Annotated in this window: 25 protein-coding genes and 1 pseudogene; 13 read left to right on the plus strand and 13 right to left on the minus strand. The window is 69.7% G+C overall.

Annotated elements, in window-relative coordinates:
- Window positions 1-21: 21 nt before the first annotated feature.
- The 7 genes from OG522_RS35015 to hypE all read left to right on the plus strand — a co-directional run bounded on the left by OG522_RS35015 (window position 22) and on the right by hypE (window position 8,014).
- A complete protein-coding gene (locus tag OG522_RS35015) occupies window positions 22-1,773 on the plus strand; it encodes a hydrogenase maturation protein (RefSeq protein ID WP_329467065.1) in 1,752 nt (583 codons plus the stop codon).
- Window positions 1,770-2,354: a hydrogenase maturation protease gene (locus OG522_RS35020; protein WP_329467066.1), complete on the plus strand. Its 585-nt coding sequence runs from the start codon at window positions 1,770-1,772 to the stop codon at window positions 2,352-2,354. Before OG522_RS35015 ends, OG522_RS35020 begins: the two co-directional genes overlap by 4 nt.
- A gap of 51 nt (window positions 2,355-2,405) precedes the next feature.
- Window positions 2,406-3,161 (plus strand): hydrogenase nickel incorporation protein HypB, encoded by a 756-nt coding sequence (gene hypB, locus OG522_RS35025; protein ID WP_329467067.1) that lies wholly within the window; start codon window positions 2,406-2,408, stop codon window positions 3,159-3,161.
- Window positions 3,158-5,491, plus strand: a complete 2,334-nt coding sequence (gene hypF, locus OG522_RS35030) for a carbamoyltransferase HypF (RefSeq protein ID WP_329467068.1) — start codon at window positions 3,158-3,160, stop codon at window positions 5,489-5,491. Before hypB ends, hypF begins: the two co-directional genes overlap by 4 nt.
- Before the next feature lie 3 nt (window positions 5,492-5,494).
- A complete protein-coding gene (locus OG522_RS35035; RefSeq protein WP_329467069.1) occupies window positions 5,495-5,812 on the plus strand; it encodes a HypC/HybG/HupF family hydrogenase formation chaperone in 318 nt (105 codons plus the stop codon).
- Window positions 5,809-6,951, plus strand: coding sequence for a hydrogenase formation protein HypD (hypD, locus tag OG522_RS35040; RefSeq protein WP_329467070.1), 1,143 nt, complete (start codon window positions 5,809-5,811; stop codon window positions 6,949-6,951). The genes OG522_RS35035 and hypD overlap by 4 nt, the downstream gene beginning before the upstream one ends.
- 73 nt (window positions 6,952-7,024) lie before the next feature.
- Window positions 7,025-8,014 (plus strand): hydrogenase expression/formation protein HypE, encoded by a 990-nt coding sequence (gene hypE / locus OG522_RS35045; protein ID WP_443074858.1) that lies wholly within the window; start codon window positions 7,025-7,027, stop codon window positions 8,012-8,014.
- A gap of 55 nt (window positions 8,015-8,069) precedes the next feature.
- Here the strand turns inward: hypE and hypA are convergent, their stop codons facing one another.
- The 8 genes from hypA to OG522_RS35085 all read right to left on the minus strand — a co-directional run bounded on the left by hypA (window position 8,070) and on the right by OG522_RS35085 (window position 14,547).
- A complete protein-coding gene (gene hypA, locus OG522_RS35050) occupies window positions 8,070-8,408 on the minus strand; it encodes a hydrogenase maturation nickel metallochaperone HypA (protein ID WP_329467072.1) in 339 nt (112 codons plus the stop codon).
- 7 nt (window positions 8,409-8,415) lie between these two features.
- The gene (locus tag OG522_RS35055) at window positions 8,416-8,544 is read right to left on the minus strand and encodes a hypothetical protein (RefSeq protein WP_329467073.1); all 129 of its coding nucleotides are present in this window, start codon (window positions 8,542-8,544) and stop codon (window positions 8,416-8,418) included.
- 101 nt (window positions 8,545-8,645) lie between these two features.
- On the minus strand, window positions 8,646-8,852 hold the full coding sequence (locus OG522_RS35060; protein WP_329467074.1) for a hypothetical protein: 207 nt from the start codon (window positions 8,850-8,852) through the stop codon (window positions 8,646-8,648).
- A gap of 42 nt (window positions 8,853-8,894) precedes the next feature.
- Window positions 8,895-9,491, minus strand: a complete 597-nt coding sequence (locus tag OG522_RS35065; RefSeq protein ID WP_329467075.1) for a DUF5947 family protein — start codon at window positions 9,489-9,491, stop codon at window positions 8,895-8,897.
- The gene (locus OG522_RS35070; protein WP_329467076.1) at window positions 9,488-10,048 is read right to left on the minus strand and encodes a NifU family protein; all 561 of its coding nucleotides are present in this window, start codon (window positions 10,046-10,048) and stop codon (window positions 9,488-9,490) included. Before OG522_RS35070 ends, OG522_RS35065 begins: the two co-directional genes overlap by 4 nt.
- Window positions 10,041-11,834, minus strand: a complete 1,794-nt coding sequence (locus tag OG522_RS35075; protein ID WP_329467077.1) for a nickel-dependent hydrogenase large subunit — start codon at window positions 11,832-11,834, stop codon at window positions 10,041-10,043. The genes OG522_RS35070 and OG522_RS35075 overlap by 8 nt, the downstream gene beginning before the upstream one ends.
- A 75-nt stretch (window positions 11,835-11,909) precedes the next feature.
- Complete coding sequence (locus OG522_RS35080; protein ID WP_329467078.1) at window positions 11,910-12,998, minus strand: hydrogenase expression protein HypE; 1,089 nt, start codon at window positions 12,996-12,998, stop codon at window positions 11,910-11,912.
- Window position 12,999: 1 nt separating this feature from the next.
- A complete protein-coding gene (locus tag OG522_RS35085; protein ID WP_329467079.1) occupies window positions 13,000-14,547 on the minus strand; it encodes a hypothetical protein in 1,548 nt (515 codons plus the stop codon).
- Between the two features lie 1,196 nt (window positions 14,548-15,743).
- Here OG522_RS35085 and OG522_RS35090 point away from each other — a divergent pair.
- Window positions 15,744-16,202 (plus strand): DoxX family protein, encoded by a 459-nt coding sequence (locus OG522_RS35090; RefSeq protein ID WP_329467080.1) that lies wholly within the window; start codon window positions 15,744-15,746, stop codon window positions 16,200-16,202.
- Between the two features lie 165 nt (window positions 16,203-16,367).
- Here the strand turns inward: OG522_RS35090 and OG522_RS35095 are convergent, their stop codons facing one another.
- Complete coding sequence (locus tag OG522_RS35095; protein ID WP_329467081.1) at window positions 16,368-16,880, minus strand: DUF2231 domain-containing protein; 513 nt, start codon at window positions 16,878-16,880, stop codon at window positions 16,368-16,370.
- A gap of 570 nt (window positions 16,881-17,450) precedes the next feature.
- Between OG522_RS35095 and OG522_RS35100 the strand changes: the two genes are divergently transcribed.
- The 4 genes and pseudogenes from OG522_RS35100 to OG522_RS35115 all read left to right on the plus strand — a co-directional run.
- Entirely contained in the window at window positions 17,451-18,284 is an 834-nt protein-coding gene (locus OG522_RS35100) for a hypothetical protein (protein ID WP_329467082.1), read from the plus strand.
- On the plus strand, window positions 18,281-19,762 hold the full coding sequence (locus OG522_RS35105) for an NADH-ubiquinone oxidoreductase-F iron-sulfur binding region domain-containing protein (RefSeq protein WP_329467083.1): 1,482 nt from the start codon (window positions 18,281-18,283) through the stop codon (window positions 19,760-19,762). Before OG522_RS35100 ends, OG522_RS35105 begins: the two co-directional genes overlap by 4 nt.
- 239 nt (window positions 19,763-20,001) lie before the next feature.
- A complete protein-coding gene (locus tag OG522_RS35110; protein ID WP_329467084.1) occupies window positions 20,002-21,078 on the plus strand; it encodes a sulfatase-like hydrolase/transferase in 1,077 nt (358 codons plus the stop codon).
- A 31-nt stretch (window positions 21,079-21,109) separates the two neighbouring features.
- A pseudogene (locus tag OG522_RS35115) lies at window positions 21,110-21,466 on the plus strand (transposase); the annotation flags it as partial.
- Here the strand turns inward: OG522_RS35115 and OG522_RS35120 are convergent.
- Window positions 21,460-21,789, minus strand: a complete 330-nt coding sequence (locus OG522_RS35120) for a hypothetical protein (RefSeq protein WP_329467085.1) — start codon at window positions 21,787-21,789, stop codon at window positions 21,460-21,462. The pseudogene OG522_RS35115 and the gene OG522_RS35120 overlap by 7 nt on opposite strands.
- A 276-nt stretch (window positions 21,790-22,065) precedes the next feature.
- On the minus strand, window positions 22,066-22,668 hold the full coding sequence (locus OG522_RS35125) for a chloramphenicol phosphotransferase CPT family protein (protein ID WP_329467086.1): 603 nt from the start codon (window positions 22,666-22,668) through the stop codon (window positions 22,066-22,068).
- Between the two features lie 896 nt (window positions 22,669-23,564).
- Between OG522_RS35125 and OG522_RS35130 the strand changes: the two genes are divergently transcribed.
- Window positions 23,565-24,095 (plus strand): VOC family protein, encoded by a 531-nt coding sequence (locus OG522_RS35130; protein ID WP_329467087.1) that lies wholly within the window; start codon window positions 23,565-23,567, stop codon window positions 24,093-24,095.
- A 313-nt stretch (window positions 24,096-24,408) separates the two neighbouring features.
- On the opposite strand, the gene OG522_RS35135 is transcribed toward OG522_RS35130, so the two are convergent.
- Both OG522_RS35135 and OG522_RS35140 read right to left on the minus strand, forming a co-directional pair.
- Window positions 24,409-24,969 (minus strand): YbhB/YbcL family Raf kinase inhibitor-like protein, encoded by a 561-nt coding sequence (locus OG522_RS35135; RefSeq protein WP_329467088.1) that lies wholly within the window; start codon window positions 24,967-24,969, stop codon window positions 24,409-24,411.
- The gene (locus tag OG522_RS35140; protein WP_329467089.1) at window positions 24,966-25,544 is read right to left on the minus strand and encodes an isochorismatase family protein; all 579 of its coding nucleotides are present in this window, start codon (window positions 25,542-25,544) and stop codon (window positions 24,966-24,968) included. Before OG522_RS35140 ends, OG522_RS35135 begins: the two co-directional genes overlap by 4 nt.
- Window positions 25,545-25,560 lie beyond the last annotated feature (16 nt).

Genomic DNA, 25,560 nt, shown 5'->3' on the forward strand with positions numbered 1-25,560 from the left:
GACAGGCGAACATGCGAGGTCATGGATATCTTGCTCGCGGTCAGTGCGTTCAACAGCCTGTCACAGCGCATGCACGCGGAATTGTCGGACCTGGGGCACCGGGTGGACGTCGTTCTCGCGTCCCACTGTCCCGACGCCGTACGTGCCGCCGTATGCGAATTTCGGCCGGAACTCATCATCGCGCCGATGCTGAGGACGGCGCTGCCCGAGGACGTGTGGCGGGAGCACACCTGCCTCATTGTTCATCCGGGGCCGCCGGGCGATCGCGGCCCCGCCTCCTTGGACTGGGCGATCGCCGAAGAGGCACCGCGCTGGGGAGTGACGGTGCTGCAGGCCGAGGCCGCGATGGACGCGGGGGACATCTGGGCGACCGAGCCGTTCACCGTCTCGCCCGTGGGCAAGAGCGACCTGTACCGCAACGAGGTGTCCGACGCCGCTTCGGTCGCTGTACTGGAAGCTGTGCGGCGGTACGCCGAGGGTTCGTACAAACCGCGGCCGCAGAACGACCCCGCGATCGACGTGGTGTGGCGCGACTTCTTCCGCCAGGAGCGGCGAAGGATCGACTGGGAACAGGACAGCACCCGGACGGTACTGCGCAAGCTCCGAGGGGCCGACTCGCAACCGGGCGTCCTCGATGAACTTCTCGGTCGGGAGGTGTTCCTGCACGGCGGGTATCCCGAGGACCGACTGCGCGGACGGCCCGGCGACCTGCTCGCCACGCGGGCGGGAGCGGTCTGCCGGGCCACCCGGGACGGCGCGGTGTGGATCCCGGAACTGCGCCCGCGCAAGACATCCGGTGACCCCGCGCCGTTCCGCCGCCCGGCGGTTTCCGTGCTCGCCGGCTTTCTGGACCCGTCCGGCGCCACACCGACGGGAACGGGCCCTGGCGCCTCATCGCTGTCGCTGCCGGAGGACCCCGCCCCGCTTGAACTGCCTGCCGAACGGGGCACCTGGACCGACATCCGGTACCGGCAGCATGGCGACATCGGCTTCCTAGCCTTCTCCTTCCCCAGCGGGGCGATGAGCACCGACCACTGCATCCGGCTGCTCGCCGCCTACCAGTACGCCCTCGCCCGCCCCACGTCGGTGCTGGTCCTCGACGGGGGGCGGGACTTCTTCTCCAACGGGATCCATCTGAACGTCATCGAGGCAGCCGCCGACCCCGCCGGCGAGTCCTGGGCGAACATCAATGCCATGGACGACCTGGTCGAGGCGGTGCTGCGCACCACCGACCGTCTGGTGGTCGCGGCGGTCGGCGGCAACGCCGCGGCCGGTGGCCTCATGCTTGCCTTGGCCGCCGACCAGGTGTGGTGCCGTGCGGGTGCCGTGCTCAACCCGCACTACCGGCGGATGGGCCTGTACGGCTCCGAGTTCTGGACGTACACGTTGCCGCGCCGCGTCGGAGCGCGGGCGGCGCACCAGCTGACATACGAGGCGCTCCCGGTGAGTGCCGCGCGCGCTGCCCGGATCGGCCTGGTGGACCGTCTGGTACCGGTCGCGGCACAGGAGTTCACCCCCGAGATCGAGAGCATGGCGGCCGAACTTGCCGGCACCCCGGACCTCCGGCGGCGCATCGCCGCGAAGGCCGCGGCACGCCGGGCGGACGAGGAAGTACGGCCGCTCGCGGAGTACCGGCGCGGCGAACTCGCCCGTATGCGCGCCATCTTCTTCGACCGCGAGGCCGAATACCACGCCCTGCGGTCGGCCTTCGTCCGGAAACTTCCCGGCCACTCCGCCCGGCCACTGACCCTGGTGGCCGGGGAACCCCGATGAACGCGCGTGTGCTCGTGGCGGGTGTCGGCAACATCTTCCTCGCGGACGACGCCTTCGGCCCCGAGGTGATCCGCGCCCTGGAGCGCCGCCCGCTGCCCCCCGAGGTGCGGGTGCGGGACTTCGGCATCCGTGGCTTGGACTTGGCGTACGCATTGCTGGACGGCTACGACATCGCTGTCCTGATCGACGCGGCCGAACGGGGGCACCCATACGGCACGCTCTCCCTGATCGAGGCGGAGGTGCCCGACGCCGACCGCGCCGCCCCGCCGGAGGCGCACGGCATGGATCCCGCGAAGGTGCTGGCCCTGGCCGCGCACCTGGGAGAAGGGCCGCTGCCGCGCGTCCTCGTGCTCGCCTGCGAGCCCCAGCGGTGGCCACGCCCGGACGAGGACATCGTCCCCGGCCTCAGCGGGCCGGTGCGCGGCGCGGTCGAGCGGGCCGCTGAGACCCTGCACCGGTTGGTCCCCGTGCTGCTGGCCGACCCTGCGGCCACACCTTCATTGAGCCGCCCGGAGGAATCTGCGGACCCCTCCGCGGCCGGTCTCGCCGGACTGGTGGCCGGTGGCCCCGAGGATCGGTGACGGTCCACCCACCTTGGGTTCCTACTGACACCCACAGCGAGGAGCAGCGTTATGTGCGACGAGTCCGTGGACGTCACGCAGGCCGTGCTGGCGAAGAACGACGGCCTGGCGGCGAACCTGCGCAGGGAACTGGCCCGACGCGGGGTCACCATCGTCAACCTGCTCTCCAGCCCGGGCAGTGGCAAGACGGAACTGCTGGGACGGATCCTGGCTCGTGCGGTGGAGCGGGGCATCCCGGTGGCCGCGTTCACTGCCGACCTCGCGACGGAGAACGACGCCCGCCGTCTCGCCCGTTCGGGAGCACCGGTGAAGCAGCTGTTGACCGACGGTCTGTGCCATCTGGAAGCCCGGCAGCTGCGCGTCCATGTGGAGAACTGGCTGCCCGAGGACACCGCCCTGCTCTTCGTGGAGAACGTCGGCAACCTCGTCTGCCCGGCGTCCTACGACCTTGGTGAGAGCCTGCGGATCGTCCTGATGGCGGTCACGGAGGGCGAGGACAAGCCGTTGAAGTACCCCACCGCTTTCGGCTCCGCCCATCTGGTGGTGCTCACCAAGACCGATCTGGCCGAGCCTGCCGACTTCGACTCGGAGGCCTTCGACGCCTGTACGCGGCGAGTGAATCCCGGGGTGGAGGTCGTACGGTCGTGTGCCCGCACCGGTGAGGGTGTCGACACCGTCCTGGAGCGGGTGCTCGCCGTGCGGGACGGTGCGGCCGTCCACCGGCCGCCCCTCGCGCCGCACCCACACGGCCACGTCCATGAGTACCCGCACGAGGACACGGGCCTCGCGGCCGGCCGACTTTCGTGACGGCGCCCGCCGCCCAGGCTGTTCGTCGCCGGGTCACGGTGCGCGGCACGGTGCAGGGCGTGGGATTCCGCCCCTACGTGCACCGCCTGGCAACGGACCTGACGCTCACCGGGTTCGTCAGCAACACCGCGGCCGGAGTGCTCATCGAGGTGGAGGGCCCCCCGGCTGACGTCGACCGCTTCTGCGACCACCTGACCGCCGAGTCTCCGCCGCTGGCCGTTGTCGCCGGCATCGGCGTCGAGAACATGCCTGCCACTGGTGCCGACGACACCTTCACGATCCGCTCCACCGGGCAGTCCCTGGGCCGCACCCTGCTCCCGCCCGACACCGCGCCCTGCGCCGACTGCCTGCGTGAGCTGGCCGATCCGGCAGACCGCCGACACCGGCATCCCTTCGTCACCTGCACGCACTGCGGACCTCGCTTTACCATCGCCACCGGGATGCCGTACGACCGCGCGGTTACGACCATGACCGACTTCCCGATGTGTTCCGCCTGCGCCCTGGAGTACGGCGACCCCGTCGACCGCCGCTTCCATGCCCAGCCCGTGGCATGTCCCGACTGCGGTCCCCGGCTGCGTCTGCTGCCCGCGCCTGGCAGCGGCCTCCGGCCCGCACGTGACGCCGAGGCCCTGACCGCGGCGCGGGCACTGCTGGCCGCCGGACGGATCGTCGCGGTGAAGGGCCTCGGCGGCTACCACCTGGCATGCGATGCCACTGACGCCCGGGCCGTGGACGGGCTGCGCGGCCGCAAGGAGCGCGGCGGCAAGCCCTTCGCGGTGATGTGCGCGGAACTCGGCGACGTGGAGCGGATCGCCCAGGTCTCCGCAGTCGAGCGCGCAGTCCTCGTCGGCCCCCGGCGTCCCATCGTCCTGCTGCGTCGGCGCACGTCGGGTGCCACCCTCCGGCTGGCGCCCGGGGTGTGTCCGGGCAGCCCGCACGTCGGCGTGATGCTGCCGTACACCCCCGTGCACACCCTGCTGTTCGGGCTGCCCGGCGATCCGCCGAGCCCGCGGGTGCTGGTCATGACGAGCGGCAACCGCTCGGGGGAGTCGATCGTCACGGACGACGACGAGGCGCTGGTCCGGCTGGATGGACTGGCCGACGCGTGGCTCGCCCACGACCGGGTCATCGCCTCCCCATGCGACGACTCGTTGCTGCGGGTGCGTGCCGACGGCACCGAGCAGGTGCTGCGCCGCTCCCGCGGATACGTACCCCGCCCCCTGCGCCTTCCGATGGAGCTTCGCCCGGCACTCGCGGTGGGTGGCGATCTGAAGAACGCGCTGGCCATCGGCGAGGGCGAACACGCCTGGCTCGGCCCGCACATCGGTGACATGGGCGACCTGACCACCCTGGAGGCCGCACGTCGGGCGGAGCTGCACATGCGACGCCTGACGGGCGTCAGCCCCGAACTGGTCGCCGCCGATCGACACCCTGGGTACCACTCAAACCGGTGGGCTCGGCAGCGGGCCCTCCAACTTCCCCGGTCCACGCCTCTGTTCGTCCAGCATCACCACGCCCATATTGCCTCGGCGATGGCTGAGCACGGCCTCACCTCCCCCGTGATCGGCGTCGCATTCGACGGCACGGGTTACGGCGACGACGGCACCGTCTGGGGCGGCGAGGTCCTGCTCGCCGACTACAGCGGCTACCGGCGCTTTGCCCACCTGACGCCCGCGCCGCTCCCCGGCGGTGACGCGGGAGTGGCCAACCCATGCCGTCTGGCCCTGGGCAGGTTGTGGGCCGCCGGCCTGCCGTGGGACGCGGACCTGCCCAGCGTCGCCGTCTGCACTTCCGAGGAACTGTCTGTGCTGGAACGGCAGTTGACGCGTCAGGTGGCCTGTGTGGCGACCTCCAGCATGGGACGGCTCTTCGACGCGGTGTCCTCCCTCGCGGGCGTGTGCCACCGCGCGGGTTACGAGGCCCAGGCCGCCCTGGAACTGGAGGCGGCTGCTGCTTCGGCCTGGGAGGACGACAGCACGGCGTACGCCTTCGCCATCGGTCCTGCCGGATGCGATCCGGCGCCCGTGCTGAGGGCGGTGGTGGCCGACATGCGACGCGGGATCCCGGCCCCCGTGATCGCTGGGCGTTTCCACCGCGGCGTAGCACGGGCCGTCGTGGAGATCTGCCGGCACGCACGCCGGGACACGGGTCTGGCCACAGTGGCCCTCAGCGGCGGAGTCTTCGCCAACGCGCTCCTGGAGCAGGAGTGCACGGCGCTGCTGTCCGACGATGGCTTCGCCGTGCTGCGGCACGGCGAAGTCCCGCCCAACGACGGCGGGTTGGCGCTCGGCCAGCTGGTGATCGCGGCATACGGACGACAGAAGGAGTGACCCATGTGTTTGGCCGTGCCCGGCAAGGTCGTGTCGATCGACGACAGAGCCGATCCACGCACCGGACTGATCGACTTCGGAGGAGTGCAGAAACAGGCGTGCCTGGAGTACCTGCCCGACGTGCGGGTCGGTGAATACGTCATCGTGCACGTCGGTTTCGCGCTCCAGCGTCTGGACGAGGAATCGGCGCAGGCCTCCCTGAAGCTCTTCGAGGAACTGGGGCTGCTGGAGGAGGAGTTCGGCGACGCCTGGGAGCGGGCGGCGAGAGACGCCGGAGTCGCTGCGGTGACCGAGGAATCCCGAGAGAGTGAGGTCCGGTGAAGTACATCGACGAGTTCAACGACCCCGAGCTGGCACGGCGACTGCTGGACGACATCCGTGCCACGGTCACCCGGCCGTGGGCGCTGATGGAGGTGTGCGGCGGGCAGACCCACTCGATCGTCCGGCACGGCATCGATCAACTTCTGCCCGAACAGGTCGAGTTGATCCACGGCCCTGGCTGTCCCGTCTGCGTCACCCCGCTGGACGTCATCGACAAAGCGCTGGAGATCGCCTCACGTCCCGGGGTGATCTTCTGCTCCTTCGGCGACATGTTGCGGGTACCGGGCACCGACCGCGACCTGTTCCGGGTCAAGGGCGAGGGCGGCGACGTACGCGTGGTGTACTCGCCGCTCGACGCCCTGGAGCTGGCCCGCCGCAACCCGGACAGGGAAGTGGTCTTCTTCGCCATCGGGTTCGAGACCACAGCCCCCGCCAACGCGATGGCCGTGCACCAGGCCCGCCGTCTGGGCCTGACCAACTTCAGCTTGCTGGTGTCCCACGTGCGCGTTCCTCCGGCGGTCGAGGCCATCATGACGGCCCCCGAGTGCCGGGTGCAGGCTTTCCTTGCCGCCGGGCACGTGTGCAGCGTGATGGGCATGGCCGAGTACCCCGCGCTCGCCGAGCGGTTCCGCGTACCGCTCGTGGTGACCGGCTTCGAACCGCTGGACATCCTGGAGGGTATCCGCCGGGCGGTCCGCCAACTGGAGCGCGGGGAGCACCGGGTGGAGAACGCGTACGCGCGTGCCGTACGTGAGGACGGCAACCCGGCCGCCGTAAGCATGATCGAGGAGGTGTTCGAGGTCACTGACCGGAACTGGCGCGGCATCGGGCCCATCCCGCTGAGTGGCTGGCGGCTGGCCGAGGCCTTCCGCGCGTACGACGCCGAGTGCCGCTTCGACGTCACAGACATCCGCACCGAGGAGCCCGCCGAGTGCCGCGCTGGCGAGGTGCTCCAAGGGCTGATCAAGCCGATCGAGTGTGCTGCGTTCGGCACCACCTGCACCCCGCGCTCCCCGCTCGGCGCGACCATGGTCTCCAGTGAGGGCGCCTGCGCGGCCTACTACCTGTACCGCCGGATGAACGACCCGGCGGCGAAGGCCATGGGGGCAGCGCGCGAGGAGATGAACCCCGTTGCCTGAACTCGCCGACACGACGCTCGACCCCGCGACCTGGACCTGCCCCGCACCCATTCGCGACCAGCCCGTCGTGGTGATGGGGCACGGTGGAGGCGGCGCCCTGTCCGCCGAACTGATGGAGCAGGTCTTCGCCCCCGCCTACGGCAACCCCACCCTCGCCGCGCTCGCCGACTCCGCCGTCCTCGAACTGGGCGGCACACGGCTGGCGTTCTCCACCGACGGCTATGTGGTCCGGCCGCTGTTCTTCCCCGGCGGCAGTCTGGGCGACCTCGCGGTCAACGGCACCGTCAACGACCTCGCGATGAGCGGCGCCAGGCCCGCCTATCTCTCCGCCGCCTTCGTACTGGAAGAGGGCGTGCAGCTGAGTGTTGTCGAACGGATCGCCCGCGCCATGGGCACGGCGGCCGAGGCGGCGGGGGTCGTCGTGGCCACCGGCGACACCAAGGTAGTGGAGTCCGGGCACGGCGACGGCGTGTACGTCACCACCGCCGGGGTGGGCCTCGTCCCCGCCGGCGTCGACATCCGCCCTCAGCGTGCGCGGCCCGGCGACGCCGTCATCGTCAGCGGTCCGATCGGACTGCATGGCGTGGCGATCATGAGCGTGCGGGAGGGGCTGGAGTTCGGCGTCGAGATCGCCAGCGACACCGCGCCGCTGGCGGATCTGGTGGCGGCCATGCTGGCGGTCACCCCGGACATCCACGTCCTTCGGGACCCCACCCGCGGCGGTCTGGGTGCGTCCCTCAATGAGATCGCCCGAGCCTCGGGCACCGGTGTCCGTTTGCGGGAGCGGGCGATCCCGGTGCCGGACGCCGTGGCCAACGCCTGCGGTTTCCTGGGCCTCGACCCGCTCTACGTCGCCAACGAGGGCCGGCTGGTTGCCTTCGTGCCCCCGTCGGCGGCCGATGAGGTCCTCGCGGCGATGCGTGCCCATCCGCAGGGGGCCGGTGCCACGCTGATCGGGGAGTGCGTCGCCGAGCACCCCGGCATGGTCGTGGTCTCGACCGGCCTCGGCGGCACCCGGGTGCTGGATCTGCCGCTGGGTGAGCAGCTGCCCCGCATCTGCTGATCCGCATGCACCGGGCCCCGCCCGAGCAACGTGCTCGGGCGGGGCCCGGTGCATGTCAGTCGATCCCGGTGATCTGCAACTCCCGGCCGCTTCGCAGCTCGGTGGAGGGCTGATCGCAGCGCGGGCACCAGAAGAACGGCGGCATGCCCACCGCGAACTCCTCGGCGCACGGGCCGCAGTACGCCTGCGCGGGGACCTGCTCAACCACGAGCCGGGCCGCGGCGAGAGCGGTGCCGTCGCGGGCCACCTCGAACGCGAAGGTCAGGGCGTCGGGAACCACCCCCGCCAGCTCGCCCACCCGGACGGTCACGGCCGAGACGCCATCCGCCCCGCCCGACCGGGCGAGCTTGCCGGCCTGCTCGATGATCGCGGTCGCGATCGACAACTCGTGCACGGTCGGCTTACGGGTACCGGCGGCCCGCGCGCAAGCCGCCGGCCATCCGCCAGATTCGCAGCTCGCGCCGCAGGCTCGGGAGCTCCCGGATGAGCAGCACCAGCACCACGCCGCCCACCAGAGCGGCGTTGGCCATCAGCGTCCGTTGCGTCGTCTCCCCGGCTTCTGAGGCAGCCGATCTCCTTGTTCGTTGGCACTTCATTCAGACGACTCCCTGCTGTCCCTCATCGCGGTTCTTCATCCCGGCGGGATGTTCGGCATGACGTCCAGCAGGGCGTCGTGCCGCTTCCAATGGATCCCGGTGGAACGGCGCGCGTCGGCAGTGCCGTCCCGGTGGTGCCCGGTCTGGTGCTCGTACGGTCCCCGGTTGCCCTGGTGCATGCCGGGCACGTGCCCGGTCGAGTCGGGCTTGGCGTGGGGTCGGCCGACCCTGATGTTGCCCATGGGTGCTCTCCTTCCTCGCCTCCGCGTCGCGGAGTGCGTGGCTCATGACCGCTCGGTGAGGTCCTCGAAGAACCGCTCGACGGCCGGCCAGACCCGACCGCCCCCGGACAGGCCACGCCATTCCCGGCGTACGACGGCGACCATCCGGTAGCAGTCGTCCACCGGCACGATCCAGTGGTGGTCGAGGCCGTGGACGGTGTTGACGAGCAGCGCCTCTACATCGGTTTCCACCGAGGCGAGCTGCGGGCACGCCGCGACCATCCGTTGCCAGGCCGCCGCGTCGACCTCCCATCGCATCGCCCCGGCCGGGCTCGGGCCCTCGGCGGTGACCGTGCCGTCGGCCCGGGGCACGAAGAAGACCAGACCGACGGGCACGCCCAGAACCTCAGTGTCCACCTTGGGGAGCCTGATCCGCCTGCGGGGAATGAGCCGGTAGCGCCCGTCGCCGCCGACGCCGCCGGCGAACAGCACCGAGCAGGGGCCGCAGGCGCAGCGCGCCTCCTTCTCTTCGGTGTCGTAGAGGTGAGCGTGCTCGTCGGCCACCGGCGCGGCGCACAGGTCGCACCGCTCCGCCGCGGCCGTCGCGGTGGCGTCGGCCGAGGAGCGGATGAGGCGGGCCAGCGCTCCGTCCGTGGTCACTGTTGGCCTCGGTGCGTGAGCGTGTTCAGTGGTACGAACGCCGACGGAGTCACCTGCTCCGGTTCCACCGCAGCCAGCTCCGGGGCGACGGCGAGGACCGCCTCGCGGACCGCGGCGGTGACGTCGGTCGTCCCGCCCCCGCTTCCGCACCCGGAACCGCAGCCGCCGCCCGCCGTCAGCCGGACCCGGCCCACTTCTCCCTCGACGCCTGCCCACTCCACGTCGCCGCCGCGTTCCTGCATGGCGGGCCGCAGCCGTTCGACCGCGCGGGCCGCCCGGCGTTCGACGGGCTCCGGGTGAATGGCGTGCAGCACCAGCAGATGCCCGAGCAACTCGTCGTCGGCGAGGCGTTCGGCCAGCTGCCCGTCCGCGTGGTCCATGACGCGGGCCAGCGCCTCGCCGTAGACCTCGGTCAGCAGCCGTACGGCCTCGACCGCGGAGCGGGTGGTGGGGCCGGGTGCGGACTCGATCCCCTCCAGCACCTGGTCGAGGCGGGCGAGGCGGGACTCGACGGCGGGGTCCGCGAGCCGCTCGGCCGGGGCCTCGGCCTCAGCCATGGTTGGCTCCGTACGTCGGCGAGTGCAGGGTCGTCAGGGTCTTGCCCTTGCCGACGTACATGTGCACACCGCACGGCAGACAGGGGTCGAAGCTGCGGACGGTGCGCATGATGTCGACGCCTTTGAAGTCGTCCGGCCCGTTCTCCTCGAAGATGGGCTGCCCCTGGACGGCGTCCTCGTACGGGCCGGGGGTGCCGAACTTGTCGCGGGGGCTGGCGTTCCACGGGGTGGGCGGGTACGGGTGGTAGTTGGCGATCTTCTTGTCCTTGATCACCAGGTGGTGGGAGAGGACACCGCGCACCGCCTCGTGGAAGCCGCAGCCGATCGCCTCGTCCGGCACCTCGAAGTTCTCGAACACCTTGGTGTCGCCCGCCCGCACCAGGCCCATCGCCTCTTCGAGGAACTGCAGGGCCATGGCGGCCGCGTAGGCAACGAAGTACGGTCGGGCGCGGTCGCGTTCGATGGTGTTGCTCCACTTCGGGATGCGCCACTCCAGGGTCGTCTCCGGCAGCGACTCGCCCTTGGGCAGCGAGATGCGCACACTGTGGCCGGTGGCCTTGATGTACGGGGTGTCCACCAGTCCGCTCAGCGCGGTGGACCAGAGCCGGGCCAGCGGGCCGCCGCCGGTGTCCAGGGCCAAGTGGTCACCGGTGCGCTTGTCGAGCCAGCGCGGGCTCATCACCCAGCTGTACTTCTCGTCGAAGTCGCGCTTCTGCGGCACCGGGACGGTGGTCTGGTTCCACGGGTGGCGCATGTCGACCGGGTTGCCGAGTGGGTCGTGGGTGACGAAGGGCTCCTCGTTGACCCAGTCCTCGTAGTAGGAGCTGCCGAGCATGATGCGCAGGCCGAGGTTGATGTCGACGAGGTTGTTGGTGACCAGTTCGCCGTCGACGACGATGCCCGGGGTGACGTACATCGCCTTGCCCCAGGTGTTCATGTTCTCGTAGCGGTAGTCGACGACGTCGGGGTTCTGCCAGGCGCCCCAACAGCCCAGCAGGATGCGGCGGTTGCCGACCTGCTCGTAACCGGGCAGCGCCTCGTAGAAGAAGTCGAAGACGTCGTCGTTCATAGCGACGGCCTTCTTGACGAAGTCGATGACCCGCATCAGCCGGCTGAGGTAGTCGGTGAAGACGGTGGGTTGCGGGAGCGTGCCGACGCCGCCGGGGTAGAGCGTGGAGGGGTGGACGTGCCGCCCCTCCATCAGGCAGAACATCTCGCGGGTGACCCGGCTGACCTTCAGGGCTTCCTTGTAGACCTCGCCCTCGAAGGGGTTGAAGGCCTTCATGATGTCGGCGATCGTGCGGTAGCCGTGGATGTCACCGCGGGGCGCGGCGGTGCGTTCGGCGCGAGCCAGTACACCGGGGTTGGTGGCCTTGACCATCGCCTCGCAGAAGTCCACGAACACCAGGTTGTCCTGGAAGATGGTGTGGTCAAACATGTACTCGGCCGCCTCGCCGAGGTTGACGATGTGCTCGGCCAGCCGGGGCGGCTTGACCCCGTAGGCCATCTGCTGGGCGTAGTCCGAGCACGTGGTGTGGTTGTCGCCGCAGATGCCGCAGATACGGGAGGTGATGAATCCTGCGTCCCGAGGGTCCTTGCCTTTCATGAACACCGAGTAGCCGCGGAACAGGGACGAGGTGCTGTGGCACTCCACGACTTCCCGGTTGGCGAAGTCGATCTTCGTGTAGATGCCCAGGTTGCCGATGATCCGAGTGATCGGATCCCAGGACATGTCCACGATCTCCGGCGACTTGCGTCCTTTGGACCGGGCCTCGGTTGTGGTCATCGCTGTTACTGCCCCTCGTTGTCGGTGTTCCGTAGGTCCGTGTCGGGATGCGCGTGCGTCAGGGGGTGCGTGCTGTCAGGGACGCCAGTGTGGGTCGTATCCGCTGGTGAGCGTCCGCTTGTTGTGACGCCACCTGGGCTCGTGGTTGACCAGCTCGTTCGTGAAGCCGCGCAGGCGGCGGATGACCGCCCCGTACGGCTTGATGGCGAGGGACGACAGCGTTGCGCCGGGTGGCTCGTCCATGAAGGGCATGAAGGCGTCGGGGAAGCCGGGCATCGTGCAGCCGATGCAGATGCCGCCGACGTTCGGGCACCCTCCGATGCCGGCCATCCAGCCGCGCTTGGGCACGTTGCAGTTGACGACCGGCCCCCAACAGCCCGTCTTGACCAGGCACTTGGGGGAGTTGTAGTCCGCGGCGAAGGTGGCCTGCTCGTAGTACGAGCCACGGTCGCAGCCCTCGTGGACCGTCTTCCCGAACAGCCACTGCGGGCGCAGCATGTGGTCCAGCGGGGGTGGGGGAGCGGAGCCGGCGGCGTGGTAGAGAACCCAGATCAGGGTCTCCATGAAGTTCTCGGGCTGGATCGGGCAGCCCGGCACGTTCACGATGGGCAGGCCGCCCTGCGACGTGAAGTCCCAGCCGAGGTAGTCCGCAAGTCCCATGCTGCCGGTCGGATTGCCGGCCATCGCATGGATGCCGCCGAAGGTGGCGCAGGTGCCGGCAGCCACCACCGCCCAGGCCTTGGGGGCCAGTTGATCGATCCAGTGATTCAGGGTCTGCGGCTCGCCGGTCTCCGGGTCGTTGCCGAACGATGTCCAGTAGCCGTCGCCCTCGATGATGTTCTGGTTGGGGACCGACCCCTCGATGACGAGGATGAAGGGGGCGAGTTCGCCGCGTGCCGCCGCCCGGTAGGGAGCGAGGAAGTCCTCGCCGCCCAGACTCGGTGAGAGCACCTTGTTGACCAGATTCACCTTCGGCAGGCCCGGGATCAGACCGAGCACCAGGTCCTCGATGGAAGGCTGGTCGGCGGCCGTCAGGGAGACGGTGTCGCCGTCGCAGCTCATGCCCTCGGAGATCCAGAGGATGTGGATCTCGTCGAAGCCCTTCCGGTCCTCGCCACGGCCGGTTTCGCCACTGACCTCGGTGGTACTGCTGTGAGCGGTCATGTCATCGGCCTCCGCTGCGGGGGGTCTCGGAGTGGGTCGGATGCCGCGGGACCGCGGCGCGAGCCGGACTCGTCGGCTGCTCCTGGGAGCCGGCGGTCTCAAGGGGCTCGAGTTCATCGGGTCGGAAGTAGTGGAAGCGGCCGTACCAGCTGTTCAGTTCGGCTGCAGGGTCGTCGTCGAGGGTGACAGCCAAGTGCGTGCTGCCGTCCACGTCGTGCAGTACGGCAGCCACCTGGGCGGTCCGCCCGGCCAGGAACATGTCCTGGGCGTCGGCGCCCCGGCCTCGCGGGCACAGCCTGACGTGGCTGCCTCCCCGGAGAGGCACACCGTCGACGAGCACGGTGTCGGTGGTCGGGGACAGTCCGGCGGCGGCGTCCTCCTGCCACCAGGCGGGTCGTTCCGTGTCGGAGGCGATCGGCGTCAGCGAGCGGACAGCCCCGTGCAGTCGTGCGAAGACTTCCGGCGGCATGGTCTCGACCCGGTCGAGGATCGCGGCGGCCCGTGGGTCCGTGGCGCGCGCCTCGAGCTTCTCGGCGTCGGTCATCAGCATCGTGCGCAGGGTGAGGATCTCGTCAATCTCCGCAGCGTCGTGCAGATCGCCCGGGCTCTCCGGTGCCACCTGGGGGTGGTCGGGCAGGATGATCGGCGATGAGAGCATGAGGTGCCCGGTGACACCGGTACTGGTCTCTTCTGCGGGGGGCGCGCCGCCAAGTACCGGAAAGGTGAGTTCGTTACGGCAGGCGCGGGTACACGCGCGCAACTCCACCGGCGGATCGAGCAACGAGGCGAACTCCAGGCCCTCGCCGCTGATGAGAGTGTGCGTAGCGATGAGGGCCCGGCGCAGAGCCTCGTCGCGAGGGGCCTCCGGATCGGATGCCGACCCGGTGTTCTCCGTGCGCACCCGGAGTCGGCAGACATTGTCGGAGAGTCGCTCGGCCACGAGCACGGTGTCCGCCAGGACCTCTTCGCGTCGCCGCACCACTCGTCCGACGTCCCTGGGCAGCGGCTCGACGTCCGTACCCCCCGGCGCTCCGACCGCGACGGTGTGCTGACCGTGCAACAGGTCATCCAGCGGGACGGTGACCTCGGTCTCGTGCGGTACCGCCTCGTCGAAGGTCAGATGTGTCACGCCGTCGGCGGCCCGCAGCGAGGCGACTGCTCGATGGCTGCCGTTCAGGCCGGCCTCCTCCACCTGCTTGTGCTGCATCTGCAGGTACCGCACCCTCAGCCGTACGACAGCGCCGGGCCGCTGGACACGCAGCAGGCACTCGGTCTGCTGGTACCAGGAGTCCGTCGCGCCGGAAACACCCGGGACGACGGGCCCGGCCGCCTCCACCCAGTCACGGGGGAAGAGCACGCCGAACTGCCACCTCACGCGGTTCTTGGCCGATGACCGACGGTACGGGTAGAGAAGGTATCCCTCGTAGAGGACGGCGTCGGCGACGGCGCTCAGCTCCAGGAAGCCGCATCGGACCGGGCCGGGGGCCAGGCGCGTGCCGCCCTCTGGAACAGCAAGCCCCGTGCCGGACTCGGTCAGGCCCTCTGACATCCCGCCTCCTCGGATTCGTGCACGCGCCCATGCCTTCCACCACGATCACACCGTCAACGCACCCCCGCTCTTCCGGCTGAGCCGCGCTGAGCCATTCAGGCGATCAGGTGGAGTGGCGACAGGGGCCATCTGCTGGTGCACTGCGATGCGCACACGGCCCGGCAAGCCCGGCGAGCCGGGCCGCCGTGGTCACCGCGAGACGCGTCTGTCCACCACGAATCTGCGTGTGGGGGCTGAGGAGCTGAAAGGCGACGACTGTCCTGCGCCGTTGGTATGGCCCGGTATCGCCCGGCAGCCGATCTCCACACGGCCAGAATGAACCAAGCCTTCGTCCCCGCGCGTATTTGGCCACGGTGCGTCGGTTCAGCCCCAGCTCACGAGCTATGGCGCTGAGCGAGCGGCCGCTGTCAGAGACCGCGTACACCGCTTCGAACAGCCGCTTGGCGTGACGGCGGGCGGGGGCATCGGCCGTCTCGTGCCGGTCCGTCGGCGGTGGCAGGGCCGGTTCAGGCTCGGGGACCGCGCCGGGCTGGCGGCCGCGGTGGGGGGGCGATGTCCGAACCCGTTTCGACAGCCCCTGCCAGGGGTGGAATCGGTCGCTGGCCTGCACCGCATCCGGGACCCCGTCGGTGATGCCCTGCCGGGAGACCAGCGAGCCGTCTCGGCAGACCACCTCAACTCCGGGGTGCGTACGCAGCCAGGCGGCCAGTTGCTGGGGGACGGGCATGGATGCAGGACGCGGGTTCTCGACGGCGGCCGACGAGGATGAGCCGCAGGCAGGTGCCAGGAAGCGTCGTTGGACGCACGAGACCGGGCCGACGCCGAAATGGCCTCCTTCGGGACCGGAGTGGATGCCTGCGGCGAGGCCGAGAGCCATGGGGGTGATTGCGCTTGATCCCAGCCTGGTTGTGGAGGCGGTGGACCGCGTCCGGTGCAAGTCGACGTTCCGTCGGAGGAGTTGGAACCGGGACGGCGACTCGTGACACCAGAGCGAACGCCCTCATGTGCGCAAGCCGATTGCGGGCCTCGGAATCCGCGCCGGGCGCGCATTGGGGGCATCGCCGATTTTCAGAGGAAACCCAGAGCTTTGAGTGGCTGGCGGCCCCCGTGATCCCGCGCTAGACCGGAGGTGTCGTGTACGCGTCGGAAACCTGAAGTTCGCCGCCAGGTTTCCCCGGACCTGAGGAGTAACCCCCATGCACTTCTCGCCAGCAGCGGTGTTAGGCACCGTGCGCCCGTTTGTGCAGGCCGTCTTTCGCGCGGTGACCGGTTTCCTGTTCGCCTGCCATGGCGCGGCTTCCTTGTTCGGCGTCCTGGGCGGCGCCCATGGCGCGGGCACGGTGCCCACCCTGCAATGGCCCGGATGGTGGGCCGCGCTCATTGAACTCGTGGGTGGGGCTCTCGTGGCCCTCGGCCTGTTCACGCGGACGTCGGCCGTCATCTGCTCCGGGGCCATGGCTTACGCCTACTTCACGGCCCACCAGCCGAACGCGCTGTTTCCGATTGACAACGGGGGTGAGCCGGCCGTGCTGTTCTGCTGGACGTTCCTGCTCATCGCTTGTCTGGGCCCCGGCGCCTACGGAGTCGAGACGCTCCTGAAGAGAGGGACGACCACCACGGTGGATGACGGCGCGGCGCCGGTGCCCGCTTCGTAGTCCTCGCTCCTGCGTCGGCCAAGTCTCGGACAAGGGGTACGGGGAGCCCTTCGACGATCACGAGGGGCTCCCGTGCCCCTGCTCCTTCCAAGGCCTGATGTCTCGGCCCGCAATCCCAGCGGATGGAGGACTCCTCCGGGCTGGGCTGTGGGCGTCGGCACCGGGTCACGATTCGCGCTTCGGCCCCGTCGCAGTCTTGGAATAACCGTCGTGCCAGGCGGCCTTTGCTCCCGAGTCGCCGATCCGGTAAACGTCCACAACCGCCCCTGCCGCAATGGCCAGTGACAGCAGCCCCACCGCAATCCGCACGGGCAGGGCGGACCAGCGCCTGCCGCTGCCCTGACCTGGCTCCGCCGAGGCGTGCCGGTGTGCCCACCACACGACCACGGCCAGCACGAACAGACCCAACGCCCAGGGCAGCAGCCCGTCACCGAGCTCGGTGTGCCGCCGCACCAGGGCGTTGTCGTCCACGTGCCGTTCCAGCCACTCTCCCGCCTGTGTGGTCAACGGCACGCTGGCCAGGGTAACGAGAGCCAGCAGTGGCAGCAGCGGGCCCAACCGCCGGGCGGCACGTGGCCACACGGCTGCCGCCGCCAGGGCGAGGGCGGTGAGAGGTATCAGCACGACGACTATGTGCACCAGCAGGACATGGGCGGGCAGACCGTTGATCAGACTCATCCAAGCGCTCCTCGACGTGGCGGGGTGCCAGCCTTGCAGGGCAACCTCTGAGTTGCCTCTGGAGAGGACGCAGAGGCCCGAGCTGGTCGAGGTCACGCTCGATTCCTGGCGGATCTTCCAGCAGGGCGCGCTGCAGCCCCAACGGGCTCCCCACCACAGCCGAAGCCAACCTCACCCTCGAGAGCTACCGCTGAAAGCGCTCAGTGTCTCGTGTGTCCAAGATCGGGGGGGCAAAGCCCGTGATCGCCTGGCCCAGCATCTCGACACCGCCTTGGCTTTCGCGCGGGTGAGTCTGGTCACGCTGCTTCCGGCGTCTACTACACACGGTCGTGGATGAGAAATGCCGCCACGTGCCATGGAACCGGCGCCGTGGTCGAGCCTCGCTACGAACCTGGGCCGTACCGGGACCATTGTGATCAGGCGGCGGTACGGGCTAACCATGACCCTGTCGTGTCGGCCGCCGATGGCACGCTTCCCGGCGGCGCCCTTTCCCGACGTGGGTATGTCGAACCCCGATCCGGTCGTGCCACGGCCTCGTGCGTGACCCGAATACAAGGAAGAAGGTGCCCCATGTCCAGCGTCGTCCTGCTCGCCCGTCCTGTGACCGGCGCCGCGTCGGCCGGAGTGGCCAGCCGGATGATGGCCTTCCTGGATTACTTCGCCGGAGTCTTCACCCTGCTCTCGCTGACCGCCGTGGTGACATGCGGGCTCGCCGCCACCGACCGGCTGGTGTTGACTCCCCGGCTGCGGGTGGCCGTGCAGTCGGTGCACCGGGCGAGCGCCGTCGCGGCGCTCGGCTTCCTGGCCACCCACGTCGCGGTCAAGGTCTTCGAGCGGCACGCCGCTCCGCAGACCGCCGTGGTCCCCTTCACCGGCGGCACCGCCCTCGCGGTCGGCCTGGGCACCATCGCCACCGACCTGCTCGTCCTGATCACGGCCACCGGCGTGCTCCGCGGCCGGTTCGCCGGTAGCCGCCATCCCTGGCTGTGGCGGGTGCTGCACTCGATGGCGTACCTCTGCTGGCCGGTCTCACTGGCGCACGGGCTGACGGCGGGGCGCAAGGCGCACGCGTGGGTGCTCTGGGGATACGGCCTGTGCGCGGCTTTCGTGGCGCTCGCACTGATGGTCCGTGTCCTTTCCTACCTGGGCCGCCGCCGGACCCTGAGCCGACGGCGGCGTGGCGCCAAGGCATATCGGCCCGCCACCGTCCGTCCGGCCGCGCTGACCGCCCTGGCCACCCGGTCAGCAACCGGCATCCCCCCGACCGCCTGGGCTGCCCAGTCCGCTGCAGCGACGACAGCGACTCGCCGGTCCGCTCAGAGTGACGGCCTGCCCAGGCAGCCCAAACACGCGAGACCAGCGCCCAGGCCGCTGTACCTGGCTCAGCCGGGGGGCAGCGAGTGAAGAACGCCCCGCTGGAGCTGCCCGAGGTGCGCTGGCTGGACACTGCCCGGCTGACCGCCGGCCTGGACAGCTACCAGCGCCTGGACCTCGCCGCCCACACCCGTGTCCACCCGCTACTGCGCCAACTGGACAGGAGTGGTCTGCTCGCCCTCGCCGAGTCCATCGAGTTGTCCGGCCGCGGCGGCGCAGGCTTCCCGTTCGCCCGCAAGGCCCGGGCAACACTCGCCACCGCCGACCGCACCGGCGCGCCGCCGGTCGTCGTGGTGAACGGCGCGGAGGGCGAACCGGCCAGCGCCAAGGACAAGATGCTCCTCGCCCGCACGCCTCATCTGGTCCTGGACGGCGCCTGCCTGGCCGCAGCCGCGTTCGGCGCCGAGGAGATCGTGATCGGCGTCGCCGCGGGCAGCCCCGGCGAGATATCGGTCCCGGCAGCCCTCGCCGAGCGCGAACTTCCCTGCAAGGCCCGGACCGTATGCCTCCCCGAACGCTTCGTCTCCGGCGAGTCGGGGGCCCTGATCCGGGGCATCAACGGTCTGCCGGTGGCACCGGCGCCGCTGAAGGCCCGCGCGGCCGACGGCGCAGCGGGCGGGGTGCGTCGTCGGCCGACGCTGCTCTCCAACGCCGAGACATGGGCCCAACTCGCCATCGCGGCCCGGCTCGGACCCAACGCCTACGCGGCCGTCGGCACCGCCGCCGAACCCGGCACCATCCTGCTCACCGTCAACCGGCCAGGTACCGATCCGCTCGTCGTCGAGGTTCCGACCGGCACCCCGCTGGGCCAGGTACTGGACGCCTGCGGCCTCAGGCCGGGCATCGGCGTGTTGGTGGGCGGCTACCACGGTGCCTGGCTGCACCCGTCGGACGCCGTCGGCGCGCCTCTCTCCCGCGCCGGACTCGCCGGCCTCGGTGGAACCCTCGGCGCGGGCGCCATCGTCACGCTCCCCGACGACACCTGCCCGCTCGGCGAGTCCGCCCGGGTCGCGGCCTGGCTGGCGGCCGAGTCCACCGGTCAGTGCGGACCGTGTAAACGCGGCCTGCCCGAAGCCGCCGAAGCCCTGGCCATGCTGGCCGCCGGTGCTGCCGAGCCCGCAGCACTGGAGGACGCCCGGCGAGCCCTCGGCGCGGCCCAGGCCGGTGGCGCCTGCTCGCACCCGGACGGCACGGCCCGCTTCCTGCTCACCGCGCTGCACGTCTTCTCCGAGGACATCGACGCCCACCTTTCCGGCCCCGGCTGCGGCCTGCCCGTACGCGGAGTACTGCCCCTCCCGTCTGCGAAGGGCGCACGGCTGGAGGTGGACTGGTCCCGCTGCGTCGGCCATGGTCTGTGCGCTGTTCTCACCCCCGACCTCATTCGCCTCGGCCCGCACGGCTACCCCACTTCCACCACCATCCCGGTCGCCCCATGGCAGGAGCACGGTGCCCGCCGCGCCGTCAACCAGTGCCCGGCCCTGGCCGTGCGTCTCCGGCATCGCGGGTGACTCCTCCCTTGAGGACAGGCACCTGCACCACCTGCCGCGCGGCGCGGGCAAGTCTGAACTCGCGCTGATGCTGTACATGGTGAGGGACCCAGCACCGCAGGCGGGCGATAGGGCGTGCCATGAATCAGGTGGGCACCCGCTCAGAAGGGACCCCTGATGGACACGGAGAACGGTCACCTGATCGAGGACGCTGACGGCGTGTCGGTTGCGGTGCGGGACGGCGACGTTGACGTGCCGGTGTGGCATCGAAAGCAACAACCCTGAGCCGCCAGGCGGCGGTCCGCGCACGGGCGCTGGCCAACGCCTTCGTCCGTAAGGCCGCCGCCGAGATCCCCACATATCAGCGGCGCTGGAACTTCGACCTGCCCGCCAGCTTGCGCGACGACCTGTCCGGCGCCGCACCGGCGGCCGCCGAGTTCGCCCGCATGCTCGACACTGTCTTCGGCCCCGTCGCCGACGACGAACACTGGTACGCTGGCCTGAACTTCTACCTCAACGCCATCCGCGACGTCGACCGCAGCATCGACCTCGTCCTCGACGCCCTGGAAGCTTCCGGCCAAGCCGACCGAACCGTCGTGGCCTTCACCTCCGACCACGGTGAGATGGCCGGTTCGCACCGGCTGCGCCAGAAGGGCAACCTGGTCTACGACGAGAACTTCCACGTGCCATTCATCCTCAGCCACCCCGACATCACCGGCGGGACGCGGACAGGTGCGCTCGCCTCCGCCGTCGACATCGCGCCCACCCTCCTTGCGTGCGCCGGTCTGGACCGCGCGGAGACCAGCACCCGCTACCCGGCCCTCAAGGGCCACTCATTGATGCCTGTCCTGGACGGCGGGACGGTACGCGAGGGGGTGCTCACCGCAGTCGAGTCCGTGATGGCCCTGGACGCCGACCTCTGGTTCGAGTTCGCCGACCCCGACGCACCGCGGCGCATCCAGGCCGGCGAACTCCGTCCCGACTGGCACAAGCGAGGCTTCCTGCGCGGCTACAGCGACGCCCGCTACACCTTCGGCCGCTACTTTTCCCCCCTCAAACCCAACCGGCCCGCCACCACCCACGCCCTGCTCGCGGACAACGACGTCGTTCTGTACGACCGCGCCGAAGACCCGCACGAAACACACAACCTCGCCGCCGACCCCGCCCACCGAGAGCTCCTCGAGCACTACCGCGCCCTCCTCGAAGACCTCATCAACCAGGAGATCGGCACCGACACCCGCGGCTGGGTCACCGAACGCCCCCGCCTCCTCGGCTGGCCCACCTGGCACGGTGACACCGACCACCCCGCCACCGCCCCGGCCGCCGCACGGCACTGACACCACCCAACCCCCAGCCACGACGCCACCGATCGCACGACCGGTGCCGGGGCTGCTGGCGCCGGTGAGCCGGAAGAACGGCTGGCAGTTGGCGGAGTACGCAGGTCATCGTGATCCCGCGGGGCTGCAGCATCTACTGAACGGCCCCCGGTGAGACGCGGACGCGGTGCGGGACGACGTGCGCGAATACGTCGCCGAGCACCTGGGTCCGGACGGTGCACTGATCATCGACGACACGGGATTCCTCAAGAAGGGCACCACATCAGCGGGAGTGTCACTGCAGTACGCCGGAACTTCAGGAAAGATCGATAACTGTCAGACGGGGTGTTCGCCGGCTGTGCTGTTCGAGCAGGCGGGCCTCGTGCTCAAGGCCCAGATACTTCATCCACCCCCCACATTGAGCAGTTCGGCGAAGCCCCAGCCTCCGCCTTTCGCCTCGATCAGCCGGCGCACCGCCTTCTCAGGCCCGTAGTCGGTGGCGAAGATGCCGAGTTCGAGGATGTCGGCCGGATCCGACTCGATGATTTGTTTCTCCACGAAGTGACCAGATGCCTGGAACAGTGCGGCTATGTAGTCCTCGAGCGCTTCGCCCTTCGGGTTCTCCGGCAGGGCCACGACCTTGTTGCCCATCAGCAACCCCGCTTTTTTGCCGTGCGACCCTACGGGCGCAACGTACTCACAGCCACGCTTTTCCGGCGTGTGCCGGGACACGGTAGTTGCCACCAGGTGCCCGACGGCCTGGCGCTCGACGGCGTGCGGGACACGCTTGTTGTCACCGATGAGACAGCAGCGTTGTTGTCACGCCGGCACCGAGGCCAGGACACCTGCCACCGGCCCCGCGGCACCGACCAGCCTGTCCCGTCGCAGCGAAGTTGGCTGTGGATCTTGTTCTGAGCTACAGGTTTGTCAGTTGGTGCGAGACTGCCGTGGCTCGGGATTCTCACCGCACCTGGCTTCTGCGGAAGTCCAGCGTGACGTGGTCGTGCGTTAGTCGAAGCCGAGGAGGTCGTGCTCCGTCTTCGGTGGTTCTTGACTGTCCGTCAGGTGGCGTCGGCGGAGGCGAGTGAAAGCGGTGGGGCTGGGGCGGTGCGGGAGGAATTCCTTGATCCGCTGTGCGCATTCGCGTGGGCCTGCTGTGCTGGTGTCGCACTCCAGGTCGTAGTCTTCGTGGACGTGGACCAGCTCATATTGGTGCGCCGCGAGGCCCGGAGGACGATCGCCCCGGGCCAGCTCGCGGCGGACGAGCTCGTCCGGCTGGCAGTGGACGCCGACAAACAGTACGTCCTCGGGCGGCAGCACTGTCAGGCAGTCGAGCAGTCGCCACGGCTCGCTCAGCACATGGTCGACCACGATGTCGTTGCCCACCTCCGCCATGGCCGCGATCGAGCGGTGGAAGCCCATCCTGGTGCGCCGCAGTGCGGCATCGAGTTCCTCCGCCCCGAGTTCCCGCTTGCTGCGCATCGCGTTGAAGCTGTCGACTGCCAGGTGGAAGAACACGCCGTCGTCCAGGACGTCCAGAAGCTCCCGGGCGATGCTCGACTTCCCCGAACTGGAGGTGCCATTGAGGAAGATGATGCGACCAGATGTCATATCGGCATGGTCACATGGTGTCGCTCAGGCTCCGCTTTGAGGGGGCTCCCCGTGGATCTCGGCGCCCGGAAAGACAGCAGTCCTGGACGCCGCAGGGTCGCGGGCTCGTGGGTCATCAGGTGGAAATGGCATGGAGCTTGTCGCGTGTCCGAAGGCTGATCAATCGGGTGTCTGGGCTGCGAAGGGTTGCGGAAGCGCTGCCGGCGTCACCGACGTCGAACTCCGACCCCCGTGCCGCGGGATGAACGGACCGGGAGGCCGTGCCCCTCGTCGTCTGCCTGTCTGGTCCCGCATCGTGGGATGTGGAGGCTGGGATGCCCGTGGAAGAAGTTGGCTCGGTTCTTCTCATATTCGTCGGCGCTAGAGGGGGCGTTGGTCGTTGGCGGTCGGGTGGAGTCGGTGTAGCAGGAGGCGGCAGTTTGCGGTGACGTTGTAGAGGCTGCTGGGGCGGGGGTAGCGGTAGGTGTGGTGGTGGGTGGACCACAGGCCGGCCCAAGTGGCGAGGGGGGGTATGGCGTCTTCCCAGTGGCTGGCGGTGAGCCAGGTGTGTACCGGGTCGGGGCACATGAGGACCTTCCAGGCCAGTCGGCTAGTCCGGGTAGGAGCCGGCCGGTGGAGGTGGCAGAGACGTCCGCTGTGGTGCGGCGTGACCGTTTCTGCTTACTCCAGCCGTAGATCGTGATCTCCATGCCTGATGTGACTCAACGCCTCTGCTGGCGGATGAGCACTCGAGTTGGCGAGCTGTGCCTTCCGATTGGCAGGGCAGGGCCTGCAGGTGCTCTGCAGGCAGGACTTGCAGGGCCACAACGACACTTGACCTCAATCAAACTTGAGCTTTTAGGGTCCTTCCAGAGCCGCGGGATCCGACCAGCGGTGCCTTTTCAAGGAAGTTCGCCATGACCGAGCGCACAGACCACATCGAGATCCCCGACCGCTACCGCTATGCCGTGATCCCGCACATCATGGTCGACGACGCCGCCGCAGCGATCGATTTCTACCAGCGGGCGTTCGGCGCCCGTGAGGGTTTCAGGATCGACGCTCCGGGCGGCGGGATTCTGCACACCGAGATCACCATCGGACGGTCGACCCTGATGCTGGGCGACGCCAGCGTGGACGAGGCGGAGGCCGCCTCGTTCGCCGCGCCGACCTCGCTCGGCGGAGGTACGTCTGTCACGCTGCATGTCTTCGTGCCGGACGTCGACTGCCTGGCGGAGCGCGCAGAAGCCGCCGGCGCTGAGATCCTCCAGCTGCCGAAGGACATGTTCCACGGTGACCGCACCGTCATCCTCAAGGACCCTTCAGGTCACATGTGGGTATTTCTGACCCATGTGGAAGACGTCTCGCAGGAGGAGCTTCGGCGCCGCCTGGCCACCGCCGGGTGGACTCCCGGCGCCGAGCGACGTGCCGCGCAACCAGGCGCGGCCTAGGCTGGATCTCGGAGATCTCAAATCCCCTGTCACATTCCAGTGCCGTGACCTGTCGGGATTTCGGTGGTCATAGCGAGATGGCCACGTGCCTGTCTCAGGACTGTGGCCATCTTCCCGTACGAACCGATTGAGCCTCGATCGGACCGGTCGCGGTCGGCCTGAGTGCAGGCCGACCCGGGGATGCGCACGCCCACGCGCAGGCACGGGAGCTGATGGCTGCCGAGTGAGATGAGTAAGAGCGGCTGTGCGCCACCCATCTTCGGGCCGTGCGCGGTGGGGGTAGGGCCAGGGATTCGGTGTTTCGGTAATCGGTTCAGCGTTCGTACGTGCCGGTGAGTCGGCCGCGGCCGAGAACGGGCGCGGTGAGTGAGGACAACAGGGCGTGGGGCCGGGCCTTGTCCACTGATGCCACGTCCACGGGGCTCGCGAGGGCGAACAGTTGGAAGACGTAACGGTGCGGACCGTGGCCCTTGATGGGGCTGGGGCCCTGGTAACCGCGTCCGATGGTGGACCGCAGCGGCCGCACGCCCGCGGTCGGCTGCCGTGCGCCGAGGGCGCCCGTATCGAGGTTTTCGAGTGCCGGGTCGATCAGCGCGACGCAGTGCACGGCGGGCTTGGGCAGCGGCACGTCGAGGTCTTCGACGACTAGTAGTACCTGACCCGTGCCGGGCGGGGGCGGGCTCCAGGACAGCTGCGGGGAGAGGTTGCCGCCGCCGATGTTCTTCGCGCCGTGCGCTTTCGGCATGGCCTCGCAGTCGCCGAAGCCTTCGCTGGTGAGCTTCAGCAGCTCGGGGCCCTGGAGGTTGGGTTGATTCCATGCGGTGTGGGTCTCGCCGGCGCGGCGGTTGCGGAGCAGTCGGCCAAGGAGTGTCATCGGGCTGCCTCCGTACGGGTGTTGAGTTCGGCGGTGATCTCGGCGACGGTGGCCCGTTCGCCGAGCTTGGGGAAGACGCGCTCGATGCTGTGGCGGTGGGCGTCGGCATCCGGGTCGCTCATGGCGTCGGTGGCCAGCACGACGTGGTAGCCGTGGTCGGCGGCGGAACGCGCGGTCGACTCGACGCCCGAGCTGGTCGCGATGCCGGTGAGCACGACCTGGGTGACGCCCAGATCCCGCAGCAGCGTATCGAGCCCGGTGTCGTGGAAGGCGCTGCGCCGACGTTTGCTGATCAAGTGGTCGGCCGGCCCGACGTCGAGCTCGTCGACGAGCTTGGCCCAGCTGCGCGGCAGCGTGCCGTCGTCGGCGGACCGGGTGGTCTCGGTACGTCCCGGCGCCCGTCCGGTGACGTTGACCAGCACGACGGGCAGGCCGTGCTGCCGGAACTCGGAGGCCAGTTGCGCGCTGTGCCGCACGGTGGCGGTGGTCTCCGGGCCCGGGTGACCGGAGACGATGCCCTGCTGCAGGTCGATGACGACCAATGCGGTTGTGGGGTCGATTGCGGTGAGTGTCATGGTGACTGCTTCCGTA

This window comes from Streptomyces sp. NBC_01431 (assembly GCF_036231355.1).
In the GTDB taxonomy this organism is placed as follows: domain Bacteria; phylum Actinomycetota; class Actinomycetes; order Streptomycetales; family Streptomycetaceae; genus Streptomyces.